Annotated in this window: 8 protein-coding genes and 1 tRNA gene; 7 read left to right on the top strand and 2 right to left on the bottom strand. The window is 64.2% G+C overall.

Annotated elements, in window-relative coordinates; all coding sequences use genetic code 11:
- Together AC1P6P_RS02165 and AC1P6P_RS02170 are read right to left on the bottom strand one after the other, a co-directional pair.
- The coding region (locus AC1P6P_RS02165) for an ABC transporter ATP-binding protein (protein WP_481400792.1) at positions 1 to 1178 on the bottom strand (1178 nt) is incomplete at its 3' end.
- 12 nt (positions 1179 to 1190) lie between these two features.
- The gene (locus AC1P6P_RS02170; RefSeq protein ID WP_481400793.1) at positions 1191 to 2912 is read right to left on the bottom strand and encodes an ABC transporter permease; all 1722 of its coding nucleotides are present in this window, start codon (positions 2910 to 2912) and stop codon (positions 1191 to 1193) included.
- A 514-nt stretch (positions 2913 to 3426) separates the two neighbouring features.
- On the opposite strand from AC1P6P_RS02170, the gene AC1P6P_RS02175 reads away from it, so the two are divergent.
- From AC1P6P_RS02175 to AC1P6P_RS02205, 7 genes are all read left to right on the top strand, one after another.
- Positions 3427 to 5004: a 2-isopropylmalate synthase gene (locus AC1P6P_RS02175; protein WP_481400794.1), complete on the top strand. Its 1578-nt coding sequence runs from the start codon at positions 3427 to 3429 to the stop codon at positions 5002 to 5004.
- A 90-nt stretch (positions 5005 to 5094) separates the two neighbouring features.
- On the top strand, positions 5095 to 6135 hold the full coding sequence (locus AC1P6P_RS02180; RefSeq protein WP_481400795.1) for a rod shape-determining protein: 1041 nt from the start codon (positions 5095 to 5097) through the stop codon (positions 6133 to 6135).
- Between the two features lie 36 nt (positions 6136 to 6171).
- Positions 6172 to 7194: a rod shape-determining protein MreC gene (gene mreC / locus AC1P6P_RS02185; protein ID WP_481400796.1), complete on the top strand. Its 1023-nt coding sequence runs from the start codon at positions 6172 to 6174 to the stop codon at positions 7192 to 7194.
- Between the two features lie 7 nt (positions 7195 to 7201).
- Positions 7202 to 7729, top strand: a complete 528-nt coding sequence (gene mreD / locus AC1P6P_RS02190; RefSeq protein ID WP_481400797.1) for a rod shape-determining protein MreD — start codon at positions 7202 to 7204, stop codon at positions 7727 to 7729.
- The gene (gene mrdA / locus AC1P6P_RS02195; protein ID WP_481400798.1) at positions 7729 to 9615 is read left to right on the top strand and encodes a penicillin-binding protein 2; all 1887 of its coding nucleotides are present in this window, start codon (positions 7729 to 7731) and stop codon (positions 9613 to 9615) included. The genes mreD and mrdA overlap by 1 nt, the downstream gene beginning before the upstream one ends.
- Position 9616: 1 nt before the next feature.
- Positions 9617 to 10771 (top strand): rod shape-determining protein RodA, encoded by a 1155-nt coding sequence (rodA, locus tag AC1P6P_RS02200; protein WP_481400799.1) that lies wholly within the window; start codon positions 9617 to 9619, stop codon positions 10769 to 10771.
- Between the two features lie 121 nt (positions 10772 to 10892).
- A tRNA-Lys gene (locus AC1P6P_RS02205) sits at positions 10893 to 10968 on the top strand.
- The last annotated feature ends 76 nt before the right edge of the window (positions 10969 to 11044 follow it).

Here is an 11044-nt window from a genome sequence, read left to right on the forward strand (position 1 = left end):
TTGTCTTCGAGTTCGTCGATGAAGCGGCGGCGCGGCGCAGTGTGGCTGGTGCGCTCGTCCAGCACTTTGCGGATGTGGGCGGCGAACGGCACGTTGGCGACGAGGGTGCGCTGGAAGATCACCTTGCGCACCTGGGTGTCGCTTTCGGCGAACAGCTTGCCCATGTGGGTGAGCTTGATGTCGCCGCCTTCCATGTCGCCGAGATGCAGCATCTGCAAGGCTTCGATGATGGGAAAGAGTTCGTCGACTTCGAGCTGCAGGTCGGAAGCGATGTCGGGAAGGTCGGCCTTGCCGTCGTAGGGCGGGGCGGCGAGCGCCTCGATCAGGCCCGACAATGTGGAGGTGGAAACCCGCGTGATCGGCGTGTCGGGAATATAGCCGGTCGCCTGCAGGCTGCGCTGGCGTTCGATCCGGCGCGCGGTCATTTCGACATAGATGCGATCGACGAAATCCTCGAATTTGGCATCGGCGCGATCGCGCGGATGGGCGAGGTCGATCCGGATGTCGGTGGTGACGCGGCCCGGATTGGAAGAGAAGATCAGGGCGCGGTCGCACATCTGCACCGCTTCCTCGATGTTGTGGGTGACCAGCAGGATCGATTTGATCGGCAGCTTTTTCTGCTGCCACAGCTCGATCAGGTCGGTGCGCAGGTTTTCGGCGGTCAGCACGTCGAGTGCCGAGAACGGCTCGTCCATCAGAAGAATGTTGGGATGCACGACCAGGGCTCGGGCGAAGCCGACGCGCTGGCGCATGCCGCCGGAGAGCTCGCGCGGATAGGCGCTTTCGTAGCCGTCGAGGCCGATCAGGTCGATCGCTTCCAGGGCGCGGGTGCGGATTTCCTTTTCCGGCAGGCCGAGCGCTTGGAGCCCAAGCTGCACGTTTTCGAGCACCGTCAGCCAGGGGAACAGCGCGAAGCTCTGGAACACCATCGAGATGCCGCTGGCCGGTCCGTCAATGGTATTGCCAAGATACGAAAGCGTGCCGGCTTGCGGCCGGGCGAGGCCGGCGATCAGGCGCAGCAGCGTCGATTTTCCCGAGCCGGAGCGGCCGAGCAGGCCGACGATCTCGCCCTCTTTCAGGGTCAGGTTGACGCCGTCGAGCACCAACAGTTCGTCGCCGCCGGGTTTGGGAAACGAGCGGCGCACATCGTGGACATCGAGCAGGATGTTGTCGTCCATATCCCGTTCTCCTTACGCCAGCCGGAACTTGCGTTCTGCATACCAATAGAGCGGCCGCCAGAACAGGCGGTTGACCACCACGACATAGAGGCACATCACGACAATGCCGATGACGATCTTCTTGAAATCGCCCGCCGTGGTCGCGTCGGCGATATAGGCGCCGAGGCCGTAGGCGTGCAGGGTCTTGTCGCCCCAGCTTGCCACTTCGGCGACGATCGCCGCGTTCCACGATCCGCCCGAGGCGGTGATGGCGCCGGTGACGTAATAGGGCAGCACGGCGGGCAGGCCCACCGTCTTCCACCACAACCAGCCTTTGACCTGGAAATTGGCCGCGGCGTCGCGCAGTTCGCGCGGCAGGGCGCTGGCGCCGGCGATGACGTTGAACAGGATGTACCACTGCGTTCCCAGCACCATCAGCGGCGACAGCCAGATGTCGGGGTTGAGGTTGCCGAGCACGATCAGCGACACCGCGATCGGAAACACCAGATTGGCCGGGAAGGCGGCGAGGAACTGGGCGATCGGCTGAATCACCTGGGCCAGATGCGGCCGCAGGCCGATATAGATGCCGATCGGCGTCCACACCACGCTGGCGATGGCGATCAGCACGACGACCCGCACCAGCGTCGCCAAGCCGCGCAAGCCGGCATCAAGGAGTTCCGGTCCGCTCAAGGAGGAGCCGACGAAGCGGACCACATGCCAGGTCACCCAGCCGCCGAGCACGGCAATGGCCCCGTACCACACCAGATTTCCCAGCCGCGACGGTGCCGCTTCGGCGGGGCGCTGGCGGATGGCGGGGGCTTTGAGGGTGAAGCTCCAGCGCATCAGCAGGCCGAACGGGTGCGACAGCCAGTCCAGCAGCTTGGAGCGCCGATACATGGTCAGGGCCCAGGATTCGGGCGCTTCGTCGCCGGGCTCGGAATCGATGCGGAAGCGGTCGGCCCAGGCGACCAGCGGCCGGAACAGGAGCTGATCGAAGATGACGATCACCACCAGCATGGCGACGATGGCCCAGCCGATGGCGATGAGGCTCTTGGCGGCGATGGCGGTGGCGATATAGGAGCCGATGCCGGGCAGCGACACCGTCGTCGGGCCGACGCTGATGGCTTCGGACAGGGTCACGAAGAACCAGCCGCCAGACATGCTCATCATCATGTTCCAGACCAGCTGCGGCATGCCGAACGGCGCCTCGATGCGCCAGAACCGGGTCCAGGCGCTCAGCCGGAAGGTCTTGCCGGCCTCGGTCAGCTCGGTCGGGACCGTCCGCAAGGACTGGTAGAAACTGAACGCCATGTTCCACGCCTGACTGGTGAAAATGGCGAAAACCGCTGCGATTTCAGCCCCCAGGATGCGCCCCGGGGCGAGCGACATGAAAAACACCACGGTGACCGAAATGAACCCCAGGATCGGCACCGATTGCAGGATATCGAGCAGCGGGATCAACAGCATGCCGGCGCGCGGAGATTTTGCCGCCCAGGCCGCGTAGGTGAAGGTGAACAGCAGCGAAAACCCCATCGCCACCAGCATCCTGAGGGCGGTGCGGAAGGCATAATGGGGTAGTGCCGCCGGATCGAGCGTGATGCCGTTGGCGGTGGCGGCGGCGATCGGCTGCAACAGTTCGTGGCTGGCTTCGGCCATCAGGATGATGAGGCCGAACACCAAGAGGGCCGCCAGCACGTCCCACGAGCGCGGCAAAAGCCGCCGGGTCTCGATTGAGACAGGTGCCAGTATCTTCATGCCGGAAGCGCTCGTGAGGGCGGGCTTGCACGTAACCACATGGCAGGGCTTGGGGCAAAATGAAAGTTCGGACACAACTGCCCGTTTTGACGGGCTTTTTCGGTGCGGCCGGCGGCGGTTAATTTTCGCCGCAGGAACAGGGGTTTGACTTGCGCGGCTCGGCGGTTCCGGCATAAATACGCCGGCAAAGCGAGGACCCTCTCGCCTGTTCATGGGCGCTTAAGGGCGATTCGTTAAAAGTTTAGCGAGCTGAAAACTCGGCGGGCGGAACGGCGATCCGGCGATGACGCAAGGTGTGGCCAGGCATGATGAAAGCTGCGGGTTCTCCGCAGGCATGCCCATGCGCGCGCGTACGCCCCGTCCTTCTCTCGGTTTGCCGCGTTGCGAGCTTCTCCTCCTTAGATGCCCCTAGGCGCCGGCAGGTGCGATGCTTCGCACCGGGTGTTTAGGGGAGGTCGTACGAAAGGAGAGATCGAAGCCGCTGAAAGCGGTGAACGGAAGGAATGTATTGGCCATGACCACGACATCAACCGACACGAACCCAGCCCAGGAAAATCGCGTCCGCATTTTCGACACCACGCTGCGTGACGGCGAGCAATCGCCCGGCGCGGCGATGACGTTCGAAGAAAAACTCCAGGTCGCCGATTGTCTCGATGCCCTCGGCGTCGACATCATCGAGGCGGGTTTCCCGATTTCGAGCCAGGGCGATTTCGACGCCGTGTCCGAGATCGCGCGCCGGGTAAAGAATGCCTCCGTGTGCGGATTGTCCCGCGCCGGCTTCAAGGACATCGACCGTGCCGCCGAGGCGGTGAAGCACGCCCAGCGTCCGCGCATCCACACCTTCATTTCGACCAGCCCCGTGCACATGAAGCACAAGCTGAACATGGGCGCCAACGCCGTGCTCGATGCGGTCGGCGCCTCGGTCACCCATGCGCGCAATCTCGTCGGCGACGTGCAGTGGAGCGCCGAAGACGCCACCCGCACCGAACGCGATTTCCTCTGCCAGTGTGTTGAGCTCGCCATCCGCTCCGGCGCCACTACGATCAACATTCCCGACACCGTCGGCTATGCGACGCCGCAGGAGTTTTTCGAGCTCATCACCATGCTGTTCAACCGGGTGCCGAACATCGACAAGGCGGTGATTGCCACCCATTGCCACAACGACCTCGGATTGGCCGTCGCCAATTCGCTGGCTGGCGTTCTGGCCGGCGCCCGGCAGGTGGAATGCACCATCAACGGCATCGGCGAACGCGCCGGCAATGCGGCCCTCGAAGAAATCGTCATGGCGCTCAAGGTCCGCAAGGATTTGATGCCGTTCGCGACGGGCATCAATACGCGCGGCCTGTCGAAAGCCTCCAAGCTGGTGTCGAACGTCACCAACTTCCCGGTGCAGTACAACAAGGCGATCGTCGGCAAGAACGCCTTCAGCCACGAAAGCGGCATTCACCAGGACGGCATGCTGAAGAACGTGGAAACCTACGAGATCATGCGTCCCGAGGAAGTGGGCGTGAAGGAAACCTCGCTGGTGCTGGGCAAGCTGTCGGGCCGCCACGCCTTCAAGGACAAGCTGTCGCTGCTCGGCTACGACCTCAGCGCCGCCGCCTTCGAAGATGCCTTCCGCCGCTTCAAGGCGCTGGCCGACAAGAAGAAGAACGTGTTCGACGACGACATCGTCGCGCTGGTCGATGACGAGATCGGCCGCGCCCAGGACCTCATCGTGGTCAAGGCGCTGAAAATCATGACCGGGGTCGGGATTCCGCCGTCGGCCGAGATGACGCTGACCATCGAGGGCGAGGACAAGACGGCGGAAGTTACCGGCGATGGTGCCGTCGATGCGACCTTTAATGCCATCCGCGAACTCTATCCCCACACCGTCAACCTGCAGCTCTATCAGGTGCAGGCGGTGACCGAGGGGACCGACGCCCAGGCGCACGTCAGCGTCCGGCTCGAAGAGGATGGCCGCACGGTTATGGGGCGTGGTGCCGACACCGATACATTGGTGGCATCGGCCTACGCTTATGTTAATGCACTCAACAAACTCTTGGTGAAACGCAAGAAGCTGGCGCCGGAAGCGCTCAACGTCGCGAAATAGGATTATCCCGGCTCCGCGGGCACGCTTCGGGGCCGGGTCGCTCGTTTGAGGGTTTCAGGGCCGCTTCACGAAAGGAATGGCAGGTTAAGCATGTTCGGCAGTCTTCTCGGCGCGCTGTCGAGCGATATGGCGATCGATCTCGGGACCGCGAATACCCTGGTCTACGTCAAGGGTCGCGGCATCGTTCTCAATGAACCGTCGGTCGTCGCCACGATCAATCGAGGGGGCAAGAAGCAGGTCCGTGCGGTCGGCAACGACGCCAAGATGATGCTGGGTCGTACCCCGGGCAACATCGAGGCGATTCGGCCGATGCGCGACGGCGTCATCGCGGATTTCGAAGTTGCGGAAGAGATGATCAAGCACTTCATCCGCAAGGTCCACAACCGGCGCTCGTTCGCCAATCCGATGATCATCGTCTGCGTGCCGTCGGGCTCGACGGCGGTGGAGCGGCGCGCCATCCAGGAATCGGCCCTGTCGGCCGGCGCCCGGCGCGTGTTCCTGATCGAGGAGCCGATGGCGGCGGCGATCGGCGCCGGGCTGCCGGTGTCCGAGCCAACCGGCTCGATGGTGGTCGATATCGGCGGCGGCACCACCGAAGTCGCGGTGCTGTCGCTCGGCGGCATCGTCTATTCGCGGTCGGTCCGCGTCGGCGGCGACAAGATGGACGAGGCGATCATCGCCTACATCCGGCGCCACCAGAACCTGCTGATCGGCGAGGCTTCGGCCGAGCGCATCAAGAAGGAGATCGGCTCGGCAGCCCCGCCGGCCGACGGCACCGGCGTGACCCTGGAAATCAAGGGCCGCGACCTTTTGAACGGCGTGCCGAAGGAAATCACCATTACCCAGCGTCACATCGCCGAAGCCCTGGCCGAGCCGGTCGGGCAGATCATCGAGGCGGTCAAGGTGGCGCTGGAGGCGACCCCGCCGGAACTGGCGGCCGATATCGTCGACAAGGGCATCGTCTTGACCGGCGGCGGCTCGCTGCTCGCCAATCTCGACCAGATGCTGCGCGAAGAAACCGGATTGCCGGTTTCGATTGCAGATGATCCTCTATCGTGCGTGGCGCTCGGCACCGGTCGGGTGCTGGAAAACGCCAAAGTGATGCGGCACGTTCTATCAACTGCCTTCTGATAGCCTCCCGGGTGTCGGACGGAGGTCGGTAAGGGTATGGGCAACGGCAGCTGGAGGATTTCGCGGTCGCGAGGCAGAGCCCATCTGCCGCTCGCCGTCGTGGCCGTCCTCGCGGTGGCCCTGATCCTGTTCGGCAAGGCCAAGTCGTCGCTGTTCGACGATGCCCGCACCAATGTCGGCGACTGGATGCGTCCGGCGCTCAGCTTCACCCGCGAGCCGATGCAGGTGGTGGGGCGCTGGATGTCCTCGATCGGCGACTTCTTCTGGGTCTACCAGGAGAATATGCGCCTGAAAGAGGAAAACGCCCGGCTGCGCCAATGGCACAACACGGCGTTGGTGCTCGACGAGCGGCTCAAGCGCTACCAGCTGCTGCTGCACGCGGTGCCCGATCCGGCGATGTCGAGCGTCGTGGCGCGGGTGATCGGGCGGACCAACTACCCGTTCCGCCAGACCATCATTCTCGACGCCGGCCGGTCCAACGGCATCAGGCCGGGGCAGGCGGTGATCGACCAGCGCGGCATGATCGGCCGCGTCTACCTCACCGGCGAGCGCACTGCGTGGGTGATTCTGCTTTCCGACCTCAACAGCCATATTCCGGTCTCGATCGAGCCCAACACCGATCAGGCGATCATGAGCGGCGACAATTCGCCGATGCCGCAGATCGAGGCGCTCGCGCACGGCGTCCAGCTCAAGGCCGATGCCCAGGTCGTCACCTCGGGCGATGGCGACATTCTGCCGGCCGGCATTCCGATCGGCGTCATCGTGCCCGACGGCAAGAATTATCGCGTCGCCCTGTTTGCCGACCAGACCACGGCGCAGGACGTCGAAGTGGTCGATTTCAAGCTCCGGCCGGAGCATATGCCGGCGCTAAGCCTGCAGCAGTTGCCGGTGACCGCCGCCGGCCTGCCGCCCGCCGCGCCGCCGCAGCCCGGAGCCGGCCTGTTGCCGCAGCCGGTGCTGCAGCCGCCGCCGCCGGTGTTCAAGGCGCCGGTACAGACGCCGGCCAAGCCCGGAACGCCGCCGCCCGCCGGCGCCGACGCCGAGCCGGATAATCAGTGAGGCCGCAATGGAACGATTGGGCGGCTTCTTTCATACCCGGGTTTTTGCCAATGCCGTGCCGGTGCTGTTCGGCCTGATCGGCGTTGTCATCACGAACCTGCCGATCTCGATGGTCGGGGTGTGGATTCCGTCGCCGATGTACGCGCTGATGCCGATCTATTTCTGGTGCCTGGTGCGTCCCGACCTGATGAGCCCGGGCTGGGCCTTTGTCATCGGCGTGGTGCACGATGTGCTGTCGGGCGGCCCGCCGGGCGCCTGGGCGGCGTCGTTCGTGGCGACCTATGCCGTGATCGACAAGCAGCGCGATGCCTTTGCCGGCCTTTCGGGCTGGGGCGCAGTGCTCGGATTTGCCACTGCCACCCTGATCGCCTGCTCCGCGAATTATCTGATCAACTCGCTGCTGTCGTGGAAATTCCTGCCGGCGAACGACTCGATCAGCGCCTTTGCCGTAACCTCCTTGATGTATGCGCTGGCTTTGCCGTTTCTTGGCTGGGTCCATCGCCGCGTGGTCGGTCCGCTCCGGAGCGATTTCTGATGCCGCTGTTCGACCGCAAAGACAAAAGCCGCTACGCCAGTTTCACCCGGCGCACGCTGATGTTGTCGGGGGCGATGGGCGGCATTTTTGCGGTGTTGGGCGGCCGGCTCTATCAGCTGCAGATTCTCAACGGCAAGGAATACCTCGTCGACGCCGAGAACAACCGCATCAGCCAGCGGTTCATTTTCCCGCCGCGCGGGCGCATTTTCGACCGTTTCGGCACCGAATTGGCCACCAACCGGCGCAACTACCGTGTCGTGATCGTCGCCGAACTCGCCAAGCAGGGCGTCGAAACGGCGCTCGATGCCGTCGGGCGCATCATCGAGCTTGACCCCGATCGCAAGGCGCGGGTGCTGCACGACATCGCCGTCAACAAGAAGTTCGCCCAGGTTCCGATCGCCGAAAACCTGTCGTGGGAAGAGTTCGCCCGCATCAACCTGCATCTGCCCTATCTGCCGGGGGTGCAGACCGATGTCGGCGAAACCCGCTCCTATCCCTATGGCACCGAGATGAGCCATGTCCTCGGCTATGTCGCGGCGGCGAACCAGCAGGACATCGACAAGGACGACGACCCGTTGCTGGCGCAGCCCGGTTTCCGCATGGGCAAGCGCGGCATCGAAAAGCAGTACGAAGACGAGATGCGCGGCCAGGCCGGCGCCTCGCGGGTGGAGGTCAACGCCTACGGCCGTGTCGTCAACGAGCTGTCGGCGGTGCCTTCGGCGCCCGGCAAGGACGTTTGGCTGAGCATCGACTGCCAGCTGCAACGCTTCACCGAGGAGCGCCTCGGCCAGGAGAGTGCCGCCTGCGTGGTGATGGATTGCGCCACCGGCGACGTCTTGGCGCTGGCGTCGACGCCCGGCTACGACCCCAATCTGTTCAACGTCGGCATATCCAATGTGGCGTGGAACGAACTCAACACCAACGACCACCGGCCGATGTTCAACAAGGCGCTGTCGGGGCGTTATCCGCCGGGTTCGACCTTCAAGCCGGCGATGGCGCTGGCGGCCTATGACAACGGCCTTGCCGATCTGCACGTCAATTGCACCGGCGCCATGACGATCGGCAACCACACCTTCCACTGTTGGCAGAAGAAGGGTCACGGCGGTGTCGATCTCAAGCGCGGCATCCAGGTGTCGTGCGACATCTTCTTCTACGAAGTCGCCCGCCGCCTCGGCATCGACAAGATGGAGGCCGCGGCGCGCGCCCTCGGCCTTGGTGCCGCCACCGGCATCGAACTGCCGGGCGAGAGTTCGGGATTCATCCCCAGTGCGGCCTGGAAGCTGCAGCGCTACGGCGTGCCATGGCAGCTCGGCGATTCGATCAGCGCTGGCATCGGCCAGGGTTATGTCGTGGTGACGCCGATCCAGCTTTGCACCATGGCGGCGCGGCTGGCGTCGGGCAAGGCGCTGACCCCGCGTATTGCCCATGTCGTCGGCAACCGCTTCCAGCCGCAGCCGATGCCGGGCAACCTGCCGTTTTCGGCCGAGGCGTTCGCCGCGGTGCGCGAGGGCCTGTGGAAGGTGTGCAATGAGGCCGGCGGCACCGCCTATGCCTGGCGCATCACCGAGCCGGGGTTCGAGATGGCGGGCAAGACCGGCACCGCCCAGGTCCGCGTCATCACCAAGCAGGAACACGATGCCGGCGTGCGCAAGAACGAGTCGCTGCCGTGGAACCTGCGCGATCATGCGCTGTATTTCGCGTTCGCCCCGGCTTCGGCGCCACGCTATGCCTGCATGGTGCTGATGGAACACGGCGCCGTCGTCACCCATCCGCATGTCCAGATGGCGCGCGACATCCTTTTGTTCGCCCAGCAGCGCGATCCGGTGAAGCTGCCGACGGCCTACCCGGTGCGCTCGGCGCGCGATCTATCCGGCGGGGAGGGTTGAGATGCCGCTACGCCCCTATGCCGCCGCCCGCCGCCATTTGTCGGTCGCCGACAAGCTCTACGAGATCAACTGGGGCCTGGTGCTGCTGATCACCATCATCGCCGGGGTCGGCGTTGCCATGCTGTATTCGGTGGCGGGCGGCCAGTGGGACCCGTGGGCTTCCAAGCAGGCGTTCAAGTTCATCCTCGGCTTCATCATGATGATCGTGGTGGCGATGGTCGATATCCGGGTCTGGCTCAACATCGCCTATCCCTTCTATGCGGTGTCGCTGGTGCTGCTCCTGGGCGTCGAGCTGATGGGCATGGCCCATTTGGGTGCCCAGCGCTGGATTTCATTCGGGCCGCTCGAATTGCAGCCGTCGGAACCGATGAAGATCGCCATCATCCTGGCGCTCGCCAAATTCCTCCACGGCCAGAGCGTCGAAGAGGTGTCGAAGCCGCTCAAGCTCCTGATCCCGCTGGTGATGATCGGCATGCCGGCGGCGCTGGTGGCGATCCAGCCCAACCTCGGCACCACCATCATCATCGCGCTGGACGGCTGCTCGCTGCTGTTCCTGGCCGGGCTCAGCTGGTGGTGGATCCTGCCGACGGTCGGCAGCATCGTCGGCGCCATTCCGGTCGCCTGGCGCTATGTGCTGCACGACTACCAGAAGGCGCGGGTGATGACCTTCATCAATCCGGAATCGGATGCCTTGGGGGCGGGCTGGAACATCACCCAGGCCAAGATCGCGGTCGGCTCCGGCGGCGCGGCGGGCAAGGGCTTTCTCAAAGGCACCCAGAGCCGGCTCAACTTCCTGCCCGAAAAGCAGACCGACTTCATCTGGACCAATTTCGCCGAGGAATTCGGCTTCGTCGGCTGTATCGCCATGCTGATCCTGTTCGGGGTGGTGATCGGCTACGGCATCCAGATCGCGATGAGCGCGCGGAGCCAGTTCGGCCGCCTGCTGGCGATGGGCGTCACCCTCAACTTCTTCTTCTACATCATGATCAACGGCCTGATGGTGATGGGACTGATTCCCGTGGTCGGCATTCCGATGCCGCTGATCTCCTACGGCGGCACGGCGCTGCTGGCGGTGATGTTCGGGTTTGGGCTGCTGCTTTCGGTGCATGTGCACCGTCAGGTGGAAATCCCCCGGCACTCCACCGGAATAATCTGAAAATTCAACTGATTGGCGCCCTGGCGCGATCCATCCCCAGAAACCGCGGGGGCGTGGCATTTTTGCGAAAGTCGCGCATGGACAGGGCAAAAACCCAATGCTATACGCCCGCCTCCTTCGTGGGTGATTAGCTCAGGTGGTAGAGCAGCTGACTCTTAATCAGCGGGTCGCAGGTTCGAGCCCTGCTGCGCCCACCAGTCCAGGCCTTCATCTTTGCAAAGTCGCTGGCGATGTATTGTAGCGCCCGATGGCTGGCGGACTCACCGCGGACTC

It is taken from the genome of Rhizomicrobium sp. (assembly GCF_056722145.1).